19 protein-coding genes are annotated in these 22,056 nt (G+C 72.4%); 17 read left to right on the top strand and 2 right to left on the bottom strand.

Going from position 1 to position 22,056, the window contains the following annotated elements; translation table 11 throughout:
* Positions 1-85: 85 nt before the first annotated feature.
* On the top strand, positions 86-1,525 hold the full coding sequence (locus ACFYML_RS16860; protein ID WP_387421474.1) for an aldehyde dehydrogenase family protein: 1,440 nt from the start codon (positions 86-88) through the stop codon (positions 1,523-1,525).
* Between the two features lie 43 nt (positions 1,526-1,568).
* Here the strand turns inward: ACFYML_RS16860 and ACFYML_RS16865 are convergent, their stop codons facing one another.
* Positions 1,569-2,801, bottom strand: coding sequence for an SUKH-3 domain-containing protein (locus tag ACFYML_RS16865; RefSeq protein ID WP_387421475.1), 1,233 nt, complete (start codon positions 2,799-2,801; stop codon positions 1,569-1,571).
* A gap of 80 nt (positions 2,802-2,881) precedes the next feature.
* On the opposite strand from ACFYML_RS16865, the gene ACFYML_RS16870 reads away from it, so the two are divergent.
* From ACFYML_RS16870 to efeB, 15 genes are all read left to right on the top strand, one after another.
* Positions 2,882-3,295, top strand: coding sequence for a YbaB/EbfC family nucleoid-associated protein (locus tag ACFYML_RS16870; protein ID WP_387421476.1), 414 nt, complete (start codon positions 2,882-2,884; stop codon positions 3,293-3,295).
* A gap of 1 nt (position 3,296) precedes the next feature.
* A complete protein-coding gene (locus tag ACFYML_RS16875) occupies positions 3,297-3,653 on the top strand; it encodes a hypothetical protein (protein WP_387421477.1) in 357 nt (118 codons plus the stop codon).
* Between the two features lie 24 nt (positions 3,654-3,677).
* Entirely contained in the window at positions 3,678-7,958 is a 4,281-nt protein-coding gene (locus tag ACFYML_RS16880; protein WP_387421528.1) for a toxin glutamine deamidase domain-containing protein, read from the top strand.
* On the top strand, positions 7,955-8,398 hold the full coding sequence (locus ACFYML_RS16885) for a hypothetical protein (protein ID WP_387421478.1): 444 nt from the start codon (positions 7,955-7,957) through the stop codon (positions 8,396-8,398). Before ACFYML_RS16880 ends, ACFYML_RS16885 begins: the two co-directional genes overlap by 4 nt.
* A gap of 160 nt (positions 8,399-8,558) precedes the next feature.
* Positions 8,559-8,726, top strand: coding sequence for a hypothetical protein (locus tag ACFYML_RS16890; RefSeq protein ID WP_387421479.1), 168 nt, complete (start codon positions 8,559-8,561; stop codon positions 8,724-8,726).
* A complete protein-coding gene (gene nfi, locus ACFYML_RS16895) occupies positions 8,723-9,409 on the top strand; it encodes a deoxyribonuclease V (protein WP_387421480.1) in 687 nt (228 codons plus the stop codon). The genes ACFYML_RS16890 and nfi overlap by 4 nt, the downstream gene beginning before the upstream one ends.
* Before the next feature lie 239 nt (positions 9,410-9,648).
* Positions 9,649-10,653: a hypothetical protein gene (locus ACFYML_RS16900; protein WP_387421481.1), complete on the top strand. Its 1,005-nt coding sequence runs from the start codon at positions 9,649-9,651 to the stop codon at positions 10,651-10,653.
* 209 nt (positions 10,654-10,862) lie between these two features.
* Complete coding sequence (locus tag ACFYML_RS16905; RefSeq protein WP_387421482.1) at positions 10,863-11,072, top strand: Trm112 family protein; 210 nt, start codon at positions 10,863-10,865, stop codon at positions 11,070-11,072.
* On the top strand, positions 11,069-12,265 hold the full coding sequence (locus ACFYML_RS16910) for an SIS domain-containing protein (RefSeq protein WP_387421483.1): 1,197 nt from the start codon (positions 11,069-11,071) through the stop codon (positions 12,263-12,265). The genes ACFYML_RS16905 and ACFYML_RS16910 overlap by 4 nt, the downstream gene beginning before the upstream one ends.
* A 28-nt stretch (positions 12,266-12,293) precedes the next feature.
* Positions 12,294-13,304, top strand: coding sequence for a cation diffusion facilitator family transporter (locus tag ACFYML_RS16915; protein WP_387421484.1), 1,011 nt, complete (start codon positions 12,294-12,296; stop codon positions 13,302-13,304).
* Between the two features lie 2 nt (positions 13,305-13,306).
* The gene (gene manA, locus ACFYML_RS16920) at positions 13,307-14,458 is read left to right on the top strand and encodes a mannose-6-phosphate isomerase, class I (RefSeq protein ID WP_387421485.1); all 1,152 of its coding nucleotides are present in this window, start codon (positions 13,307-13,309) and stop codon (positions 14,456-14,458) included.
* A gap of 301 nt (positions 14,459-14,759) precedes the next feature.
* A complete protein-coding gene (gene ahcY / locus ACFYML_RS16925; RefSeq protein ID WP_387421486.1) occupies positions 14,760-16,259 on the top strand; it encodes an adenosylhomocysteinase in 1,500 nt (499 codons plus the stop codon).
* A gap of 294 nt (positions 16,260-16,553) precedes the next feature.
* Positions 16,554-17,435 carry an iron uptake transporter permease EfeU gene (gene efeU, locus ACFYML_RS16930; protein ID WP_387421487.1) on the top strand — a complete coding sequence of 294 codons (882 nt, stop codon included), beginning with the start codon at positions 16,554-16,556 and terminating at the stop codon, positions 17,433-17,435.
* A gap of 30 nt (positions 17,436-17,465) precedes the next feature.
* Positions 17,466-18,599: an iron uptake system protein EfeO gene (gene efeO, locus ACFYML_RS16935; RefSeq protein ID WP_387421488.1), complete on the top strand. Its 1,134-nt coding sequence runs from the start codon at positions 17,466-17,468 to the stop codon at positions 18,597-18,599.
* On the top strand, positions 18,596-19,909 hold the full coding sequence (gene efeB, locus ACFYML_RS16940; protein ID WP_387421489.1) for an iron uptake transporter deferrochelatase/peroxidase subunit: 1,314 nt from the start codon (positions 18,596-18,598) through the stop codon (positions 19,907-19,909). The genes efeO and efeB overlap by 4 nt, the downstream gene beginning before the upstream one ends.
* A 25-nt stretch (positions 19,910-19,934) precedes the next feature.
* Here efeB and ACFYML_RS16945 read toward each other — a convergent pair whose 3' ends face one another.
* On the bottom strand, positions 19,935-20,978 hold the full coding sequence (locus ACFYML_RS16945; RefSeq protein ID WP_387421490.1) for an RDD family protein: 1,044 nt from the start codon (positions 20,976-20,978) through the stop codon (positions 19,935-19,937).
* Between the two features lie 41 nt (positions 20,979-21,019).
* On the opposite strand from ACFYML_RS16945, the gene ACFYML_RS16950 reads away from it, so the two are divergent.
* Positions 21,020-22,051, top strand: a complete 1,032-nt coding sequence (locus ACFYML_RS16950) for a stage II sporulation protein M (RefSeq protein ID WP_387421491.1) — start codon at positions 21,020-21,022, stop codon at positions 22,049-22,051.
* Positions 22,052-22,056 lie beyond the last annotated feature (5 nt).

Here is a 22,056-nt window from a genome sequence, read left to right on the forward strand (position 1 = left end):
TGCCATCTTGGCTACTGAATTCGCAACAGACAAGGGCTAAGGCAACTGTTTCCGCGTGAGGGTGGCGTCGTCTACGCTGCCGGTCGTGGAGCCGAGAGCCTTCTTCGTCGCCGGCCGCCCCGTTCACGGCGAGGGCGAGCTGACCGTCACCCACCCGTACGACGGCCGGGCGGTCGGGCGTACCAGCCTCGCCACGCCCGACCAGGTCGAGGCCGCCGTCGCGGCAGCCGCCGGCGTGGCCGCGGCGGCCGCGGCCCTGCCCGCGCACGCCCGCGCGGCGGCCCTCGATCACGTCTCCCGGCGCCTCGCCGAACGCGCCGACGAGGTCGCCACGCTGATCACCGCCGAGAACGGCAAACCGGTCAAGTGGGCGAAGGCCGAGGTGGGTCGCGCGGTCTCCACGTTCCGGTGGGCGGCCGAGGAGGCCCGGCGCTTCTCCGGCGAACTGCAACGCCTGGACACCGACCCGGCGGCGACCGGGCGGATCGCGCTGGTCCGGCGGGTGCCGAAGGGGCCCGTGCTGGGCATCGCGCCGTTCAACTTCCCGCTGAACCTGGTCGCGCACAAGGTGGCCCCGGCAATCGCCGTCGGCGCGCCGATCATCGTCAAGCCGGCCCCGGCCACCCCGCTGTCCGCGCTGCTGCTCGGCGCGATCCTCGCCGAGACCGAGCTGCCGGAGGGGATGTTCTCAGTGCTGCCGCTGCCCAACGAGCGCGCCGCCGAACTCGTCGCCGACCCCCGGCTGCCGGTGGTGTCGTTCACCGGCTCCGGTCCGGTCGGCGCGGCCATCCGCCGGGCCGTCCCCGACAAGCACGTGACCCTCGAACTCGGCGGCAACGCGGCGGCGGTGATCTGCGAGGACTGGAGTTCCGACGAGGACCTGACCTTCGCCGCGCACCGGATCGCCACCTTCTCCAACTACCAGGCCGGCCAGTCGTGCATCGCCGTGCAGCGGGTGTACGTGCACGAATGGCTCTACGACGGCTTCCTGCCCCGGCTGGTCGCGGCCGTGGAGGCGCAGCGGACCGGAGACCCGACCTCCGAGCTGACCGACGTCGGCCCGCTGGTCTCCGTCGCGGCGGCCGAGCGGGTCGAGGCGTGGGTGGACGAGGCGGTCGCCGCCGGCGCCACCATCGAGGTCGGCGGCCGGCGGGAGGGCGCGACCTACCCGCCGACCGTGCTGACCGGGGTGCCCTCGTCGGCCAAGGTCAGTGCGGAAGAGGTGTTCGGGCCGGTGCTGGTGGTCGCCCGGGTCGAGAGCGAGCAGGCCGCGTTCGCCGCCGTCAACGACTCGCCGTACGGGCTGCAGGCCGGCGTCTTCACGCACAACCTGCAGACCGCGTTCCTGGCGTCCCGGACGCTCGACGTCGGCGGGGTGATCGTGGGAGACGTGCCGTCGTACCGGGCCGACCAGATGCCGTACGGCGGGGTGAAGGGCTCCGGCGTCGGGCGGGAAGGGCTGCGCAGCGCGATGGAGGATTACACCGAGCCGCGCGTGATGGTCCTGACCGGGCTGGCGCTGTAGCTTCCTGATACTCGGCTCCTGACTCGGCTTGGTAGGTGCCGGCCTACCAGGTGCCGTCGTCGCGTACCCGGGCGGGGGCGCGGCCGAGCAGCAGGGTGGTCAGGGCGGCGTCGATGTCCGGGCCGAGGAACCACTCGCCGGCCTGGTCGAGCGCGAAGATCCGCCCCTGCTCGTCGACGGCGATGATGCTCTCCTGGCGCTCCGTCCCGAGTGGAAAGAGTTGTACGCCCAGCACCGCCCCGAAATCCGCGAGCGTGTCGGCGGTATGCGCTACATGGCGCGGACGAATGTTGAACCGGGAGATCCAAACTTGTTCTCCCGGGCCTTGCCGTGCGCCGACGAGACCAGGAAACGCGGTGATGGTCGCCAGAGCGGCCGGAAAGCTTACGTGCACATGACGTCGACCGCTGACCTCGGTGATCTTGCGGATCGAGGCGGCGGCGAGGATCTCGTCGCCGAAGTGGGGACGCCAGCCAGCGACAACAAGAGCGTTTGCGACATCTGGAGGAAACCGGCCCGGGTCCGGGTCGGTCTGGGATTCAGCCTGCCATTCCTCGGCATAGGCCAGATCGGACCACGGCAGCACGTTGAAATGCACCAGGAATCTGATGCAGGAGGCACAGCGGAGTTCGGCCGTCCCAGCCGCAGGATCACCCGGCTCGCGGACACGGAAGAACTCGATCTTCGCGCTGCCGAGCAGCGCCCTCGCTTCTTCGAGGCTTATAGGAGAGCGACGATCCGCGGCACGGCGATGGTCGTGCTCGTGCAGCACGTCGGAGACGACAATCATCTCGGCGTGCCGCTCGCCGCCCCGGACCAGGTGGCCGGGCGGCAGCCCGTCCAGATAGGACCGCACCAGCGGGTGGTGGTGAAGGTCGATGTCGCCCTTCGCTCCGTGGGCCACGTGGACGCGGCCGTCGAGGGTGAGATGCGCAACAGCGCCGGGCGTGGGAAGTCGGGTGATCTCGCGGAGCAACTGGCTCGCCGGGTCGACCGTACGCGGCGGGCGCGGCTCCGGCGGCCGGCGCTGCCGGAACATCTGTGCGACGGCGTCGAACGGCAGCCGAGGCCAGGTTGACAGCTCTCCGGTCTCCTTGTCGACGACAGTGGTCGGCAGGTCGCCGGGGAGGGCGCGGGCGTCGGGCGACACGGCGGACATGATCAGGTAGCCGAGCTCGAACTCCTCGACCACCGGCGTGCACGGGAATCCCAGCCGCTCGGAATCCCGCTCCGCCCAGATGGCGGCGAGTTGCTCGGCCTGCTGTCGCTCGATCACGGCCTGAAGTTACCGGACCCCACGGATTCCGTGGCGCCCGGTATGGTCTGGCCTACTGACGGTGACGGAGAGGGGTGGCGGTGGCCGAGAGCGCCGACCGGGACGCGAACCGCGCGCTGCGTGCGCGCTTCGACGAGGTGTACGGCCAGTACCAGCGACTTCGGTCCGGATTGGACGAACTCCAGACCAGGCTCGCCGAGCTGCGGGTGACCGAGCGCTCCGACGACGGCCAGGTGACCGCGGTGGTCGGAGCCCGGGGCGAGCTGATCAGCGTTGAGCTTGCGCCATCGGTCTTCCACGACCGGGATGCCAAGGCGCTGAGCCGGAAGATCACCACGACGGTGCTTCGGGCGTCCGCCGCCGCGGTCACCGCGACCCAGGAGCTGGTCGCCGGCTACCTGCCGCCCGGCTCACCGTCGGTGGAATACCTACGCACCAACGATTTCGGCGCGCTGCTCGGCCGGGCGGACGCCGTCCTCTCCCGCGGAGACTGACGTGGCGGAGGTGCAGATCTGGCTGGACCCGGACCGGGCCCGCCGCGGCGGTGCCGACCTGACCCTCGCCGCAGAGGCGGTCAGCGCCACGCGGCGGGACGCCGGCGGGGCGATCGCGGAGGCCAGCGCGCAGCGGCCGTGGGGTCGGGACGACATCGGCGCCGCCTTCGAAAAGCACTACCGCGGCTACGAGGAGACGCTGCTGCGCGTCTGGGAAATGCTGGGCCGATCCCTCGAAGGGCTGGGCAGCGACGTGGTCCGGTCCGTGACCGCCACCGTGGCAACCGACCTGACCAACGCCCGCCAACTCGGCGACATCCCGCACCAGCAGCACACCCCGCACCGGCACTGGCGCTGACCTTCGGAGGATCCGCGCGTGAGCATGCTGCCCAGCCCGATCCCGCACCCGCTCGACTACTGCCCCTGGGACGTGCCCGGCTGGATCTACGAGGCCCTGGACTGGGTCGTCGGCGTGGAGTGGCCGGACGGCAACGAGCGTGCCGTCTGGGACCTCGCCGACCAGTGGTACGCCGTCGCCGAGATCCTCGCCGGCCCGCGGACCGACGCGACCGACGCGGCGGGCGAGATCCGCAGCGGATACGGCGGCGTCGGCCTGGTGGCCGAGGCGTTCGACATCGCCTGGCACAGGGTCGCCGAAGGGGCGGAAGCCCCCCTGCCGGTCCTGCTCGCGGTCACCGGCGAGCTGGGAAAGCTGGTCGAGTCCTGCGGCTGCGACATCGAGGGCGCCAAGCTGGAGGCCTGGATCGAGCTGGGCATCCTGGTCGTCGAGCTGCTCTCGTTGGCAGTCGCGACCGTGCTGACGCTCGGCGCGGCGTCACCGGCCGCCGGCGCGGCCATCACCGCCAGTCGAATCGTCGTGCAGCAGATCTTCAAGCGGCTCGTGGCACAACTTGCCCGCAAGGCCCTCAAGGAAGGGCTGAAGGAGGCCAGCGAGCGAGCCGCGAAGGAGGTCGTCAAGAGCGGCACCCGCGGCCTCGCCCACCGCGCCGCAATCGGCGGCTTGGTCGAGGCCGGGCAGGAGGCGGGCACCAGCCTGGCGACCCAGGCGTACCAGAACTCGACGGGACGCCGGGACGGCCTGGACCTGACCGACGTGGGCATGTCGGGGCTCGGTGGCTTCGCCGGTGGCGCGGTGGCGCCGCTGGCCGGGCTGGGCCGGCACGCGCACGGGGGGTTCGCCCAGGTCGGGGAGCGCTTCGGGCGGGAGATGGCCGGCGAAACGCTCGCCGAGGGTGCGGCCGGGCTGGCCATCGGGCAGGGCGTGTCGCTGGAGGACCTGGCTCGCTCCGCCGTCTCCGGCGTCAGCGGCTCGGCCACCAGCCAGGCCGAGACCGCGATGCACCACCGCCTCGACGGAAAGCTGACCGGCCTCTCCGCGCCGCCGGTGGACCTGGCCGTTCCGCTTCCAACCGGCGAGTCGGGCCACATCCCGGCCCAGCGGATGCCCGACCCGGTCGGGCCGCTGACTGGCCCGCTCGGCAGCACCGCTGCCGGTTCCGCGGCCCAGCCGGACGTCCATCATCCCGGCGGGACGGACACTCCGGGCGCAACGCCTGATCCCACCCGGCTCGCCCAGGCGGTTCCGGCGGCGGAGCGGCTCTCGTCACCCGTTCACCTGGAGCAGCCGTCGGCGGGTGTCGCCGCGCTGGCCACAGACTCCGCTGCTCGGCCGTCGCACGTGCCGGCCACCCCGACACTCTCCTCGGTGGCGGTCGAAGCGCCGGTCGTGGCCACCCATCCGGTGATCGCCGAGCCGAGGCCGGCTCCGATGCCCGCCATCACCTCGACCGACCTGACCACGTCGAACCAGCCGGCTCCGGTGCAGGCGAGCACGGCACCGACGGTGGTGAGCGGCCCGTCGTCCAGCATGCCGCAGCCGAACGGGGCGTCCCCCACCGCCGCGGACCGCCTTGCCGGCGGCTCCCCGCAGGCCGGGGCGCTCACCGCTCCACCGGCTCACCACACCGCCCGCCCCCCGGTCGATCCCGCAGCCGGGCCGGCGGTCACCGGCCCGGACAACCGGCCGACGCCGAACCCGAGATTCCCGCTGCTGGAGACGCTGGCGCCGGCACCCGGGCCCGCCCGCGACCCCTCGCCGGCCCTGCCTGGCCCCTTCGATCCGCTCCCGCCCCGCCGGCCGACACCCGAGGAACTGGCGGCGCGGCGAGCCGCCGAGCGGGAAGCCCTCGACCGACGCCGCTACCAGGCCTACCTGCAGGACCAGCGGCAGTGGTACGAGGAGAATCGGCGCCAGCAGAGGGCGGCTTGGCTGCGCGAGCAGGCCGATTACCACGACGAACGGGCCAGTGACTGGGCAGCCCAGGCCACGGAACTCCGCCGGGCCGGTCGGAAGTTGGCCGCGCAGCGGTGGTACCGCGAGGCGCGCGAGTCCAGCAACGAAGCCAACGTGCTGCGCGACGAGGCCCAGATGGTCCTCGCCGGGTCGCTCGCGCCGGACGCGGTGCTAATCGAGGACGACGCGGACTTCTACCGGATCAACGACGACGTCGCCGACCTCGCGCCCGGCGCCGTGGAGACATCCGACACCTCCGCCCTCACCGGTGACGGGCACCCCTTGCCGATCGACCGTTCCCGCCGCTACGGCATGCGGGGTGGGCTGCGTCCGCCGCTTGCGCTGCACCAGACGGACCTGGAACGGCAGATGCCGCGTAACCCGGACGGCAGCGTGGTGCGGACCGCCGATCCCCGGTACGGCGGCTGGTTCAAGCTCGCGAACGACGGCGGCCCACAGGCGGATGCGACGCGCAGCATCAACTGCCTCGACTGCACCCTGTCGCTCTACGACACCTGGCTGCACGGCCGGCCGCGGGTCTCCGCCCCGCGTACCTTTGACGGCTACCTGATGGGGGACGTCCGCAGCCCGATCGGTGGCGAGGAGGACGGACCGCTGCGGGTGGAGGAGGTCACCGGGGGGCGGTTCCAGAAGCTGTGCGTGGACGAACCCCCGACCGACCTCGGCGTGCGGCAGATGGTCGAGACCGGCTACCGCGACCTGCACGAGCAGTTGCTCGCGGGCGGCCACGGCAGCTACGCGTTCGTCATCACCAGCTGGCAGGGCGGCGGGTCGCACGCCTGGGTGGCGCTGAACCAGAACGGGACCGTCCTATACCTCGACCCGCAGTGGGGTTCGGTCTGGGATCGCCCGCTCTACACCCACAGCGGGGTGTCCCAGGAGACCAACGTGGTGGGGATCGACGCCCTGGTGGTCGGCCCGGACGGCCGGCCGATGCCGCTCGCCGGCCGACCACCGGGCGACTTCAACCGCCTGCCCGACCCGCTGGAGCGCCCCGACCCGCCCCGACCGTCCGACCCACCGGCGCCGTACGACGGTGGGGACGATCCGCCGGATTTCAACCATGTCCACCTGCTCGGGGAGTCCACCACGTTCCACCGGGCGGACGGCCCGTCGTCCCCGGGCAGCGCGCCGGCGCCCGGCGCGGACGACGTGCGGCGGGCGCACCTTAATGCGCACACCGAGCGGATCTCCGCCGGACTCTTCGTCCGGGACGCGATCACTGCGAGCACGAACCTCGATCAGGTCTTCGCCGCCGGGGTGACCCCGGTCGAGTTGGTGCACCACCTGGACGCGCCGACCCTGCGGCGGCTGGCTCCAGAGTTGGACGACGCGGCGGCCCGGGACGTGGCGCGGCTGCTCGCCGATCCACGGGTCCAGCGAATGCTCGACCAGACCTGGGAGGCGCCGCCGCGCGGCGAGCCGCTGCTGGCCGAAACGCTGTTACGGCAGTTGGCGCAGCGTCCGGAACTGGTCCGGATGATCCTGGCCACGCCCGAACTGGCCAACTCGCTCACCGCGCGGCCGCTGACTCTCCACCACCTTGCCAGTCATCAAGAGGCGATCGACGTCCTCGGCGAGGTGGTCAACGACCTTGCCCAGCATGGCCCGGACGCGCTCATCGCGGTGGACGAGCCCATCCCGCGTCCAACGCCCGTGACCGACGAGCAGCGCCAGCTGAGCGGCGAGGTGGCCGCCCGGAGGCAAGACACTTGGCAACTTGGCTTCGACCGTGCGCGACAGGAGGATGAGGGCTATCGCCTTGCGTATGTGGAGAAGCTTTACGTCGAGGCTGCGGTGGCACAGCCGGAGTTGAACGACATCGCCAGCACTGTTGCCGGGAATCGCGGCCGGCCCGATTGGCGGAGCCGGCCGAAGGACCGCGAGCGGGTGCTGGACAAGCTTGTGGAGTATGAAAACGATGTATCGCGGTTGAAGGATCTGGCCGCTGCCAAGGTGGAGTTTGACCAGCTCGACGATATTTATCGGGCGCTCAGCCGCCTTGCTGTCGACCCGCGAGTCGTCATGCTCGACATCAAGGACCGCTTCCTGTCGCCGCAGGGCAGCGGATACCGAGACATACTTCTGAACCTGCGCTTGTCCAACGGGCACGTCGCTGAGCTTCGACTGCAGCTGGCCCCGGTCGAGCATGTGGCGGAGTGGGAGCATGCGCTGTACGAGGTCCGACGGGATCTCGATGCGCTGACCGAGTCTGATGGACGGCCGCTGACGAAGGTGGAGAGGGCGATCCGGGATGGCCTACTAGTGCGTGTGCAGGACATCTACTGGAGGGCAATTGAAGGATTCCGAGAGGTGCCGCAGCAATGACCCAGCTGAGAGGCCTGGCACTGCCGAGGTTTTTCACCTACTACGACTCACCCGTCAAGTTGGTGGAAACGCCGGACGGTGGGGTTGCCGGGTGGCGGCTGTCGCCTGATACCGGCGGCTGGCGACCTGCAAACAACCTCATTGACAAGGTGCTCTTCGTCGGTGGTGACGAGATCCACGAAGTATCCCGCGACGAGTTTGTCTGGCACACCGAGCAGGACCGTGGCCACTATCTGCGGGGCGAGGGGCCGGTCTACGCGCTCTACGAGACGGTACGGGCAATCGAGGAGACCCTACGCGAGGAGCGCCGCTATCCGACGCCGCATGAGCAGGCGCTGATCAAGGGCATCCGGCGGCGGACGTTCGTGATGTTTGAGGAGCAGCTGCAGCGGGCCGGTGACCCGGGCGCTGACCCGACCATCGCCACCACCGCCTCTTGAGCAGCGGGTAACTGCGCTGCAGGTGGCTCGGCGACCTGGTGGCCGCGACGCCGGACCTGGGCACCGGGCACGCCGATCTGCTGCGCGAGCGGTGGGCCGGGAAGAGGCCCGTGCGGACCTCTTCCCGGCCCGGGACTGATCCGCTGGCTACCGTGAACTGGTGACGGGTACGCGGAAGGCCGCTCTCTGGGCGACAGGGATCGTGCTGGGCCTGGTGATCGGGCTGCTCACCATCGGTGGCGCCGGAGGCATCGCCATGGGTATCGGGATCGGAGTGGCGTTCGGGATCGCGTTCACCGGCGTCGGCCGGAAGTCCGACCGGTCGTGACGGCCGGGGGAATCCCGTACCGGCCGCCGGCCGACGTCGCGGAGGCGCTGCGCGTACAGGAGGAGTTGCGGTCGCGGGTGGATCTGGTCGGGCCGGGACCGACCGCGCCCACGACGGTGGCCGGCCTCGACGTCGCGTACGCAGAGGGCGGTGACCGGCTCGCGGCGGCCGTCACCGTGCTGGACGCCGGCACCCTGGCCGTGGTCGACGAGGCGGTCAGCGTGGGCCGGCCCGCCTTCGGGTACGTGCCGGGGCTGTTCGCCTTCCGCGAGCTGCCCGCCTTGCTGGAGGCCCTGGACCGGCTGACCGTCCGTCCCGACCTGCTGGTCTGCGACGGGCACGGGTTGGCGCACCCGCGCCGGTTCGGGCTGGCCTGCCATCTCGGCCTGGTCACCGGGCTGCCCGCGATCGGCGTGGGCAAGACCCCGCTGGTCGGCGAGTGGGACGAGCCGGGCCCGGAGCGGGGCGCCTGGACGCCGCTGCGCGACGGCGGTGAGGTGGTCGGCCGGGTGCTGCGTACCCGGGACGGGGTGAAGCCGGTGTTCGTGAGCGTCGGCCATCGGATGAGCCTGGACAACGCGGTCGATCGGGTGCTCGCCTTGACACCGCGCTACCGACTGCCGGAGACCACCCGGACGGCCGACCGGCTGTGCCGGCAGGCGCTGGCCGCCGCCCTCGCCTGACGGTCCGCCACCGCTCGCCCGGCGGCTGTCGGCAGGGCCCCGATCATCCGTCGCCGGGCGTCCACCGGCGTGCTCGCGGGCGGCTGTCGGCGGGCTGCCCTGATCAGCGGGCGTCGAGGGTGGCGGGGCCGGAGGAGGTGTCGCGGCGCACATGTGGAGCGCTCGATGGGCGGGTACCGGCCAGGCCCGGTAGTACCCTGACCGGCGGACCCGGACGGGGTGGATGCGGTGAGGTGGAGATGTCGGTGAGGCGGCATGCGGCGCGGCTGGCCATGGTCGGCGTGATGCTGGGCGGCCTGGTGGCGGTCGGCGCATCTCCGGCGTTCGCCGAGGACGACCGGGTGTCGGTGCGCGTCGGGGACAGCTTCAAGGTCGGCGGATCGCCCGGCACGGTGGCGGTCGAGGTGCGCAAGCGTACCGATGGCTGTGTGCTGCTGCGGACCGCGTTGGGCCTGCGGCTCGACGGCCTCGCGGCCAACCAGGTCGAAGTGCACGTCAACTATGACGGGCGCTGGTGGCCGGTGCCGGTCTCCGGTGGCGGCACGGTGCGCACATCGGCCACGTCTCCGGCCAAGCCGAACCTGTGCAAGGGCAAGGAGATCACGGTTCGCTACCGGGTCGCCTTCCTGAACGGCGCGCCCGGCGGGCGGGTGATCGTCGTCGGCGAGGCGACCACCGCGGTCGGCCGGGAAATCGGCCGGGCAGCCGATGAGGCCCGCGTGGTGGGCGGGGCGAAGGCCGTGACGCCGTCCCCGACGCCGACCCGGAAGCCGTCCCCGACCCCCACCCCGAGCGCCGCGACGACGCCGGCGGGCGAGGCCGACAGCGGGACCGCCGTGGTGGCCGCGCTCGCCCCGACCGCCGGGGCCAGCGCCGCGGCGGCCGAGACATCCTCCGGAGGTTCCCCGATCATGTGGGTCGGTATCGCCCTGGTGCTCGTCGGCGCCGCCCTCATCGTGCTGCTGGTGCGCCGCAACCGGGCGGAGAAATCAGCCGAGGGGGGCACCGGCTACCCGCCGGTCCCGCTGCCGCGCAGCGCCGGCACCACGTACCGCTCTGGGGCCCCGGCGGGCCAGGTGAACGGGCAGCAGCCGGCCACCCCCACCGTCTACGGCGGGGCCGCGGCGCCCCGCCCGACCGGCAACGTGTACGGCGCTCCCGCCGCGGGAGACCGCCCAGTTGGCGAACCGCCGGCGTCTGCCGGCGGCGACGCCACCACGGTGCTGCCCCGCCCGCCCCGCTGAGCCCGGACCCGGCCGCCCGCCGGGGGTTACGGTGACGGTGTGTGGTGGCGACATGAGTGGTGCCGCCGCCACGGCGGCCGGTGGGCGTTCGAGGAGGTCGAGATGATCTCGCTCGGTGGCGCGGTGCCGGCACAGGTTCGCCGATAAGATCGCGTGCGCCGGACGGCACCGCCGACCGGTGAGACCGCATACGTGGAAGGAGCCGCGCCGTGGCCCTGGACCCGCAGTTGCTCGAGATCCTCGCCTGCCCGGACACACACCACGCCCCGCTCGACTACGACCCGCAGGCGCAGACGCTGACCTGTACGGAGTGCGGCCGGATCTTCGAGGTTCGCGACGACGTGCCGGTGCTGCTGCTGGACGAGGCGCGCGGCGGGCCCGTGGGCGACGCGCGTGGCGGTTCGGAGTCGCAGCGGTGATGGAGGGTACGGCCGGGGTCAGCGGGCATCGGCACGCGGACGAGTCGCTGCTGGACAACCCGGATCTGCTCGCCGAGCAGGATCCCGGCGGCATGCTGCGGTTCACCGCCTCGGCCGGCGCCCAGGTACGCGAGTCGGCGGCGCTGGCTGCCGAGGCGAACCTGAGCGTGCTCGCCGACGAGGGGCGGCCGCGGGCCGTGGTCATCGCGGGCATCGGCACCGCCGGGCGGACCGGGGACGTGCTGGCCACGGTCGCCGGGCCGCGCTGCCCGGTGCCCGTCATCCCGCACCGCAGCGCCGGTGTCCCGGGCTGGGTGGGCGCGGCGGACGTGGTGATCGCGGTCAGCGCCTCCGGCCGCAGTCCCGAGGCGCTGGGTGCCGCCGAGGCCGCGCACCGGCGGGGGGCCCGGCTGGTCGCCGTCGGCGCTCCGGACTCCCAGTTGCAGTCGGTGGCCGAGCGGGCCCGGGCGCCGTTCATCCCCGTGCCCCGGCGCGCTCCGGCGCGGGCCAGTCTCTGGGCGCTCACCGTTCCGGTCCTGCTCGCCGCCCGTACGCTCGGGCTGGTGAAGGTCAACGAGGCGGACCTGGCCGAGACGGCGGCCCGGCTGGACGCGGACGCGGACCGGTCCCGGCCTACCGCCGAGTCCTTCGTCAACCCGGCGAAGTCGCTGGCCCTGGGCCTGGCCGGGTCGATCCCGATCGTGTGGGGTTCGTCCCCGCTGGCCACGGTGGCTGCCCGCCGGTTCGGTGACACGCTCTCGGCCAACGCCCGCTACCCGGTGACCACCGGGGCGCTGGGCGAGGCGGGCCGGGGCCGGGTCGGCCTGCTCGACGGCGTCTTCGGCGGGCTGGCCGAGGGGGAGCGGGACATCTTCGCCGACCCGGACGAGGCCGGCGGCGATGCCACCCGGCTGCGGCTGGTGCTGCTGCGCGACGGCGGCCTGAACGCCGAGGACGACACCGACGAGCCGCTCGCCGTGGAGGAACGCCGGGCCGACGCGGTGCAGACCCTCGCCGAGCGGCGCGGGGTGCGCTGCGACGTGGTCACCGCCGAGGGCGGGTCGGCGCTGGAGCGGCTCGCCTCGCTGATCGCGGTGCCGGACTTCGCCTCGGTCTACCTCGCCCTGGCCCACGGGCTGGACCCGATGGCCGTACCGGCCGTCACGGAGATGAAGGAGCTGGCAAACCCGTGAGCGAACGAACCATCAGCGAGGCGGCGGCGTGAGCGCGAACGGGGGCACGAGGGCGATCGTCGCCGCGCTGCTGGCCAACATCGGCATCGCCGTCACCAAGTTCGTCGCGTTCCTGCTGACCGGCTCGTCGTCGATGCTGGCCGAGTCGATCCACTCGGTCGCCGACTCCGGCAACCAGGGGCTGCTGCTGCTCGGCGGCCGGCGGGCCCAGCGGGAGGCCACTCCGCAGCACCCGTTCGGCTACGGCCGGGAGCGCTACATCTACGCGTTCATCGTGTCGATCGTGCTGTTCAGCCTCGGTGGTCTGTTCGCGCTGTACGAGGCATACCACAAGTGGTCGCACCCGGAGGCGATCACCAAGTGGCAGGCGGTGCCGGTGATCGTGCTGGTGGTCGCGATCGTGCTGGAGGGCTTCTCCTTCCGTACGGCCATCAAGGAGTCCAACCAGGTCCGGGGCAAGCAGTCGTGGGTGCACTTCATCCGCCGGGCCAAGGCCCCGGAGCTGCCGGTGGTGCTGCTGGAGGACTTCGGCGCGCTGGTCGGTCTGGTCTTCGCGCTGTTCGGCGTCGGCATGACGCTGGCCACCGGCAACGGTAAGTGGGACGCCCTCGGCACGGCGATGATCGGCGTGCTGCTGGTGACCATCGCGATCATCCTGGCCGTCGAGACCAAGAGCCTGCTGCTGGGTGAGGGCGCCGAGCCGAAGGATCTGGCCGCGATCGAGCGGGCCGTCACCGCCGGCCCGGAGGTGGAGCGGATCATCCACATGAAGACCCTCTACCTGGGGCCGGAGGAGCTGATGGTGGCCGCGAAGATCGCCGTGCCGCCCTGCGAGACGGCCGAGGAACTGGCCCGGGGCATCAACGCCGTGGAGGCGCGGATCCGTTCCGCCGTGCCGATCGCCCGGGTCATCTATCTGGAGCCCGACATCTACAGTGCGGCGGCGGACCGGGCCGGCAGCGGTTCGGCCTCGCACACCGCGGTCCCACAGCCCGACGAGGCCGGACCGGGTGAGGCGGCCGGGCCGACCGGGAGCTGACCTTGGAGCTGCTGCGGGGCCGGATCCGGGACTACGCCTGGGGCTCGCGTATCGCGATCGCCGAGTTGCAGGGGCGACCGGTGCCGAGCGACGGGCCGGAGGCCGAGCTGTGGCTGGGTGCCCATCCGGGCGCCCCGGCCACGGTGGACCGGGACGGCAGTCCGGTCAGCCTCACCGAGCTGCTGCTGGCCGAGCCGGCGCACTGGCTGGGCGAGCGGGTGGTCGGCCGGTTCGGCACCCGGCTGCCGTTTCTGCTGAAGGTGCTGGCCGCGGACGCCCCGCTCAGCCTCCAGGCCCATCCGGACGCCGAGCAGGCCCGGGCCGGGCACGCCGCCGACACCGGCCGGGTCAACTACGTCGACCCGTACCACAAGCCGGAGCTGCTGGTGGCGCTCTCCGAGTTCGAGGCGCTCTGCGGGTTCCGGGATCCGGCCGAGTCGGCGGCGGCGCTCGCGGCGTTCGGCGTACCGGTGCTGGAGCCGGTGGTGGCGGCGCTGCGCACCGGGCCGGCGGGGCTGCGGGAGGCCGTCCGCCTGCTGCTGAGCTGGCCGGAGGCGGAGCGGGCCGGGCTGGTGGCGGCCGTGCTGACGGCGGACGTCGCCGGGCCGGATGCGGTGCTGGCCCGGAGCCTGGCGGTCGACTACCCGGCCGACCCGGGGGTGCTGGTGGCGCTGCTGCTGCACCACGTCCGGCTGGTCCCGGGCGAGGCGATCTGGATGCCCGCCGGCAACCTGCACGCCTATCTGCGCGGCACCGGCGTGGAGATCATGGCGGCCAGTGACAACGTGCTGCGTGGCGGCCTCACCCCGAAGCGGGTGGACGTGGACGAGTTGCTGCGGGTGCTGCGGTTCGAGGTGCTCGACGAGCCGGTGGTCGCGCCGGTCGCGGTGGCGCCCGGGGTGGTGACCTGGCCGGTCCCGATCGAGGATTTCGCGCTGCATCGGGTCGAGGTGGCGGCCGGCGGTCCGGGGGTGCGGTTGACGCTGCCCGGCCCGCGGGTGGTGCTCTGCCGCGTCGGCAAGCTCGCGGTGGACGACGGGGTCGGCACGGTGGTGCTGGGGCCGGGCCAGGCGGCGGTGGGCACCGCGGCCGGCGGGCCGCTGGTGATCGGCGGCGAGGGTGAGGCGTTCGTCGCCACCTGTGGGCTGCGCTGACCGCAGGGCCGCCCACCTGGGCGAGTCCGACTTTCCCGAAATAGCTTGACGCGACAGTCGCTCAGTGTGACTCTATGGGTACGCAGTGTTGTCGCGACGAAAGGTCCGGTAACGCGCGGGGAACCAAACCGGGGGGATGCACGGGGCGGCCGGACCGTGGGCGGAGAGTCCGTTCACGACCGACCGCCCCGTGCGCTGTCCGCCGAGCGGAACGGACGTCATCGGACAACCGGGCACGGGTGAAGAAGGCCACGCGCGTAAGGTAAAGAGCTGCGCAGCACTTCGTTCGACAGGAGCTTCCATGACCAGCACCCTCCCGGCGACCCCCAGCGGCGCGTCGTCCGAGGCCCGGCCGACCACCCTCGCCGAGGGCGACTACAAGGTGGCGGATCTGTCGCTCGCCGCGTTCGGGCGTAAGGAGATCCGGCTCGCCGAGCACGAGATGCCCGGTCTGATGGCGATCCGGCGGGAGTACGCCGACGCCCAGCCGCTCGCCGGCGCGCGTATCACCGGCTCGCTCCACATGACCATCCAGACCGCCGTCCTGATCGAGACCCTGGTGGCGCTCGGCGCGCAGGTCCGCTGGGCGTCCTGCAACATCTTCTCCACCCAGGACCACGCCGCCGCCGCGATCGTCGTCGGCCCGAACGGCACTCCCGAGGCCCCCGCCGGCGTCCCGGTCTACGCCTGGAAGGGCGAGAGCCTGGAGGAGTACTGGTGGTGCACCGAGCAGGTGCTCACCTGGCCGGACGGGCAGGGTCCCAACATGATCCTGGACGACGGCGGCGACGCCACCCTGCTCGTGCACAAGGGCTTCGAGTTCGAGAAGGCCGGCGTCGTGCCGCCGGTCGAGTCCGCCGACTCCGAGGAGTACGCGGTCATCCTCAAGCTGCTGCACCGCTCGCTCGCCGAGGACGGCCAGCGCTGGACCCGGATCGCCGGCGGCATCAAGGGCGTGACCGAGGAGACCACCACCGGCGTGCACCGGCTCTACGAGATGCACCGCAACGGCACCCTGCTCTTCCCGGCCATCAACGTCAACGACTCGGTGACCAAGAGCAAGTTCGACAACAAGTACGGCTGCCGGCACTCGCTCATCGACGGCATCAACCGGGCCACCGACGTGCTGATCGGCGGCAAGATGGCCGTCGTGCTCGGCTACGGCGACGTGGGCAAGGGCTGCGCCGAGTCGCTGCGCGGCCAGGGTGCCCGGGTCGTGGTGACCGAGGTCGACCCGATCTGCGCGCTCCAGGCGGCGATGGACGGCTACCAGGTCGCCACCCTGGACGACGTGGTCGAGCAGGCCGACATCTTCATCACCGCCACCGGCTGCTTCAACGTCATCACCAACGAGCACATGGCCCGGATGAAGCACCAGGCCATCGTCGGCAACATCGGCCACTTCGACAACGAGATCGACATGGCCGGCCTGGCGAAGCGCTCGGACGTGACCCGGGAGAACATCAAGCCGCAGGTCGACGTCTGGCGGTTCGAGGACGGCCACGCGATCATCGTGCTCTCCGAGGGCCGCCTGCTGAACCTGGGCAACGCCACCGGGCACCCGAGCTTCGTCATGTCGAACTCGTTCGCCAACCAGACGATCGCCCAGATCGAGCTCTTCACCAAGACCGCCGAATACCCGATCGGCGTGTACGTGCTTCCCAAGCACCTGGACGAGAAGGTCGCCCGGCTGCACCTGGCCGCGCTCGGCGCCAAGCTGACCACCCTCTCCAAGGAGCAGGCCGCCTACCTCGGCGTGCCGCAGGAGGGGCCGTTCAAGCCGGAGCACTACCGCTACTGAGCCACACCAGAAAGGGACCGGGGTCGACCGCCGCGCGGCCGTCCCGGTCCCTTTCTGGTACGCGGACAATTCCGCCGGCCCCGGCGCGCCGCGCCGGATCCCGATGGTCGGGTGGGGCCGGATGGCCCTGGTGACCCTCGCCACCGTCAGGGAAAGCTGGGCTGACCAGCGCTTGTCCGGTTGCCGTCGATCCGGGTGACGTTCGCTTGAACGACTTGACGGCGGCCCGGATCCGGAGGAAGGTATGGCTGCCCTAAGTTAACTGAGGCGTGCCTAACCAATCACGGAGTACCGATGTTCGCCACGTACCTGATCGGCCTGCGGGAAGGCCTGGAGGCGACCCTCGTGGTCAGCATCCTGGTCGCGTTCCTGGTCAAGTCGAACCGCCGCAGCCGGCTGCCGCACGTGTGGCTCGGTGTCGGCGCGGCCGTGGCCCTGTCGGTGCTCTTCGGCTGGCTGATCGAGTACACCTCGACCGCGCTGCTGCGGACCTCGGAGTCGCGGGAACTCTTCGACGCGATCACCTCCGTCGCCGCCGTCGTCTTCGTCACCTGGATGATCTTCTGGATGCGCAAGGCCGCCCGGAGCATCGCCGGTGAGCTGCGCGGCAAGCTCACCGAGGCGCTCGCCGTCGGCGCCTTCGCGGTGATGGGCATGGCGTTCCTCGCGGTCATCCGGGAGGGCCTGGAGACCGCACTGATCTTCTACTCCGCCGCGAAGAGCACCGTCGGCGGTGCCGGCCGGGATGCCATGCTCGCGCTGGTCGGGGGCATCGCCACCGCCGTGCTGATCGGCTTCCTGCTCTACCGCAGCGCCCTCAAGCTCAACCTGAGCAAGTTCTTCACCTGGACCGGCGCGCTGCTGATCCTGGTCGCCGCCGGCATCTTCAAGTACGGCGTGCACGACTTCCAGGAGGCCGGCGTGCTGCCCGGCCTCAACAACCACGCCTTCGACATCTCCTCGGTGCTCGACCCGAGCACCTGGTACGCGACCCTGCTCAGCGGCATGTTCAACATCACCGCCGCCCCGAGCGTGCTCGAGATGGTCGCCTGGGTGGCGTACGCGGTGCCGGTGCTCGTCCTCTTCCTGCGCAAGCCGGCCAAGCCGGTCGCCAAGCCGACCGAGGTGGCGAAGGCCGCCACCGACGCGTCCGCCAGCCCCGTGCAGCCCGCCTGACCGTCCGTTTCCTGAGGAGACACACCACCGATGCGTACCACTCGATTCGTCGTGCCCGCCGCCGCCGGGATGCTCGCCGTCGCCGGCCTGGCCGGCTGCAGTGGTGGCGACGACAAGCCGGACGCGAAGTCCGGCGGGCCGATCGCGGTCAAGGCCACCGACAGCGCCTGTGAGGTGGGCACCACGGAGATCGAGGCCGGTCAGGTGACCTTCAAGGTGACCAACTCCGGGTCCAAGGTCAACGAGTTCTACGTGTACGCCACCGGTGACCGGGTGATGGGCGAGGTGGAGAACATCGCTCCCGGCCTGAGCCGCGAGCTCCGGGTCGAGCTGCCGGCCGGGACGTACGAGACGGCCTGCAAGCCGGGGATGAGCGGCCGGGGCATCCGGGGCGCGCTGAAGGTCAGCGGCACCGCCGCTTCCGTCGCCCCCGACGCCGCGCTGAGCGAGGCCACCGCCAGCTACCAGCGCTACGTCAACAGCCAGACTGCCGCGTTCCTGGCCAAGACCGAGGAGTTCGCCGCCGCGGTCAAGGCCAACGACGTGGCGAAGGCCAAGGCGCTGTACCCGGTCGCCCGGACCTACTTCGAGCGGATCGAGCCGGTCGCGGCGAGCTTCGGCGACCTCGACCCGAAGATCGACGGCCGGGAGGAGGTCGTCGAGGAGGGCATGGCGTGGACCGGCTACCACCGGCTCGAGAAGGACCTCTGGACCGGCGGCGACATCAGCAAGGACGGGCCGATCGCCGACCAGCTGGTCGCCGACGTCAAGGCCCTGGTGGCGAAGGCCAACGCCGAGAAGCTCACCCCGCTCCAGCTCGCCAACGGCGCCAAGGCGCTGCTCGACGAGGTGGCCAGTGGCAAGATCACCGGCGAGGAGGAGCGGTACTCGCACACCGACCTCTGGGACTTCAACGCCAACCTGGAGGGCTCCAAGGCGGCGATCGCCGCGCTGCGCCCGGCGCTGGAGCAGCGCTCGCCCGAGCTGGTCAAGCAGCTCGACACCGAGTTCGCCAACGTGGAGTCGACCCTCGGCAAGCACCGAGCCGGTGACGGCTGGAAGCTCCACACCCAGCTCAGCAAGGCCGAGCTGAAGGAGCTCTCCGACAGCATCAACGCGCTGGCCGAGCCGGTCAGCAAGGTGGCCGCAGTCGTCGCCCGATGACGACCGGGTCGGAAGGTGACGCCATGAGCGAGCAGAGCACCGGGACCACCCTGTCCCGGCGGCGGGCCATCACCCTGGCCGGGGTCGGCGTGGCCGGCGTGGCCGGAGTGGCGGGCGGAGCGGGCGCGCTGCTCGGCGGCGGCGACCACGCGGCGGCCACCGACAAGGCCGCCGGGGCGGTGCCGTTCCACGGCGAGCACCAGGCCGGCATCACCACCCCGGCCCAGGACCGGCTGCACTTCGTCGCGTTCGACGTGATCACCAAGGACCGGGCGAAGCTCGTCGCGCTCCTGCAGGAGTGGACCGCCGCCGCGGCCCGGATGACCGCGGGCAAGGACGCCGGCCTGGTCGGTGCGGTCGGCGGCGTCCCGGAGGCTCCGCCCGACGACACCGGCGAGGCGCTCGGCCTGCCCCCGTCGCAGCTCACCCTCACCGTGGGCTTCGGCCCCACGCTGTTCCGCGACGCCCAGGGCAAGGACCGGTTCGGCATCGCCGACAAGCGTCCGGCAGCCCTCGCCGACCTGCCGCACTTCGCCGGGGACGCGCTCCGGCCGGAGATCTCCGGCGGGGACATCTGCGTCCAGGCCTGCGCCAGCGACCCGCAGGTGGCGGTGCACGCCATCCGCAACCTGGCCCGGATCGGCATGGGTGTGGTCAGCGTCCGCTGGTCCCAGCTCGGCTTCGGGCGTACCTCGTCGACCTCGCGGGACCAGGCCACCCCGCGCAACCTGTTCGGTTTCAAGGACGGCACCGCCAACCTGAAGGCCGAGGACGCCACCCTGCTCCGGGAGCAGCTCTGGGCGCAGCCCGGCGACGGGCCGGACTGGATGACCGGCGGGTCGTACCTGGTCACCCGCAAGATCCGGATGCTGATCGAGACGTGGGACCGCAGCTCGCTGGCCGAGCAGGAGCAGATCGTCGGCCGGACCAAGGGCACTGGCGCCCCGCTGGGCCGGGCCGGCGAGTTCGACGAGCCGGACTTCGCCGCCAAGGGCGACGACGGGCAGCCGGTGATCGCCGAGACCGCGCACGTCCGGCTCGCCCACCCCGCGCTGAACAACGGGGCGCACCTGCTGCGTCGCGGCTACAACTTCGTGGACGGCTCGGACGGTCTGGGCCGGCTCGACGCCGGGCTCTTCTTCATGGCGTACCAGCGGGACCCGCGCCGGCAGTTCGTGCCGATCCAGACCCGGCTCGCCCGGAACGACGCGATGAACGAGTACCTGCGGCACGTCTCCAGCGGGCTCTTCGCCTGCCCGCCGGGCGTCCGCGACGCCGCCGACTGGTGGGGTCGCGCCCTCTTCTCCTGACCGCCGTACCCGGGCCGGTCACCCGTCAGCGATCAACGAGATCCGTTCGGGCCGGCCGGGGCCAGGTGGGTGAGGGCTCCGCCTCGACCGGGGTGGGCTGTCCGCGTACCGGATCGGGCTGGGTGGGGACGGCGCGTGCCGGCGCGGCGGGCCGCAGCGGGGCCGCGGCCGGCGCTGCGGGCGGCGGGCTTGCGGGCGGTGCCGTGGCTGCGGTCGGCGGGGCCAGCTCCGGCCAGAGGGCGGCGGTGACCATTCGGGTACGTCCCAGCCGGTAGGCGGCGCGCCGGCCACGCTCGGCCAGCACGGCGGCCAGGTACGCCGGCTCGGGCGCGGCCCACGGCGGAGGCGGCGAGGTGACCGCGGCGACCTCGGCCCAGAGCTGCCGGCCCAGCCGGCGGCGGTCCGGCTCGGCGAGCTGGTGCACCCGGCCGAGATACTGCCGCACGGCCAGGGCCAACCCGTCGTCCACCCGGGTCAGGTCGAGGCTCCGCGCCCAGCCGAGCAGCGGCGGCACGGCCGGTGGAGCCGGGCGCCAACTGCCCGCGCCTCGGGTGTGCACCACCAGCGTGCCGGCCACCAGGTCGCCCAGCCGTCGCCCGCGCGGGTCGGTCAGCATCACGGTCACGCTCGCCACCCAGCTCAGCAGCGGCAGCACCAGGCCCGGCCACTCCACCGCGACGCCGACCAGGGCCCGGGTCAGCGACTGGCCGATCCCCACCGGGCCGCCGTCGGCGCGGACCACCCGCAGCCCCACGGCCAGCTTGCCGAGCGTCCGGCCGCCGACGAAGCGTTCCATCAGCACCGGGTAGCCGACCAGCACGACGACCACCAGCACCGTCTGCAACGCGCCGGACAGCGCGGCGTCCACGATGTCCCACGGCAGGCTGAACAGCACCACCGACAGCCCGGCGGCCAGCAGCAGCGCCACCGCCAGCTGGGCCAGCAGGTCGATCAGCAGGGCCAGCACCCGGGAGCCCAGCCGGGCCGCCCGGACGTCCAGCTCCACCGCCTCGCCGCTGACCAGACCGGCGTCGGTTGAGCGCGCCGGGGAGGGAGGTTGCGCTCTCACCCGGACAGTGAACACCATTAGCGCCGGACGGGGGAGGCAGCGTGGATCTGGACGCGTACGTGGCGGCGCACGGCGCCGAGTGGCGGCGGCTGGAGCAGTTGACCGGGCGGCGCCGGCTCGACGCGGCCGAGGTCGACGAGCTGGTCGTGCTCTACCAGCGGGCCGCCACCCACCTGTCCGCGCTGCGCAGCCGCGCACCCGATCCGGTGCTGGTCAACCGCCTCTCCCAGCTGGTGCTGGCGGCTCGGGCGCGGATCACCGGCCGGCCCCGGCCGTCCTGGGCGGCGGTCCGCCGCTTCCTCCTCGTCGACCTGCCGGCCGCCCTCTACCGGGCCTGGCCCTGGTGGTGCGGGGTGGCGACCGGGTTCAGCGCGCTCAGCTTCTTCCTCATCTGGTTCGTCGCCGGCCACCCGGACACCGCCGCCGCGTTCATCGGCGAGGAGGCCGCCGGGCAGCTGGTCGACTCGGGCTTCGCTGGCTACTACACCGAGTTCGCCGCGCCGACCTTCGCGTTCCATCTGTGGACGCACAACGCCTGGCTCGCCGCGCAGTGCCTCGCCGCGGGGGTGCTGGTGGTGCCGGTGTTCTATCTGCTGTGGCAGAACGCGCTGAACATCGGCGTGGTCGGCGGCGTGATGATCTCGTACGGCCGGGGCGACGTCTTCTTCGGGCTGATCACCCCGCACGGGCTGCTCGAACTGACCGGGATCTTCGTGGCGGCCGGGGTCGGGCTGCGTACCGGCTGGGCGTGGATCGCGCCGCCCGCGCACCTGAGCCGCGGCCGGGCGGTCGCCGAGGCGGGCCGCTCGGCGATCGTGGTGGCCGCCGGGCTGGTCGGGCTCTTCGCGGTCTCCGCGCTGCTGGAGGCGTTCGTGACCCCGGCACCGCTGCCGGTCGCCGTCCGGGTGGCCGTCGGCGCCACCGTCTGGCTGGCCTTCCTGGCGTACGCCCTGCTGCTCGGCCGCCACGCCGCCACTCGCCGGGCACCCCGCGTCCCTGGCGGCGCTGCCACGGTGGCCCGGCTTTCCCAGAATGAGTTGCCATCCGGCGCGGAACAGCCGCGCTTTCCATGAAGCTG

Origin of the sequence: Micromonospora sp. NPDC007230, from assembly GCF_042869115.1 — a bacterium.
GTDB lineage: Bacteria > Actinomycetota > Actinomycetes > Mycobacteriales > Micromonosporaceae > Micromonospora.

What these genes read in the sequence shown, in the direction of transcription:
- ACFYML_RS16885 (WP_387421478.1), top strand. Translation starts at nt 7,955, where the DNA reads ATGACCCAGCTGAGAGGCCTGGCACTGCCGAGGTTTTTCACCTACTAC.
- efeO (WP_387421488.1), top strand. Translation starts at nt 17,466, where the DNA reads ATGCGTACCACTCGATTCGTCGTGCCCGCCGCCGCCGGGATGCTCGCC.
- efeB (WP_387421489.1), top strand. Translation starts at nt 18,596, where the DNA reads ATGACGACCGGGTCGGAAGGTGACGCCATGAGCGAGCAGAGCACCGGG.
- efeU (WP_387421487.1), top strand. Translation starts at nt 16,554, where the DNA reads ATGTTCGCCACGTACCTGATCGGCCTGCGGGAAGGCCTGGAGGCGACC.
- ACFYML_RS16900 (WP_387421481.1), top strand. Translation starts at nt 9,649, where the DNA reads ATGTCGGTGAGGCGGCATGCGGCGCGGCTGGCCATGGTCGGCGTGATG.
- ahcY (WP_387421486.1), top strand. Translation starts at nt 14,760, where the DNA reads ATGACCAGCACCCTCCCGGCGACCCCCAGCGGCGCGTCGTCCGAGGCC.
- ACFYML_RS16880 (WP_387421528.1), top strand. Translation starts at nt 3,678, where the DNA reads ATGCTGCCCAGCCCGATCCCGCACCCGCTCGACTACTGCCCCTGGGAC.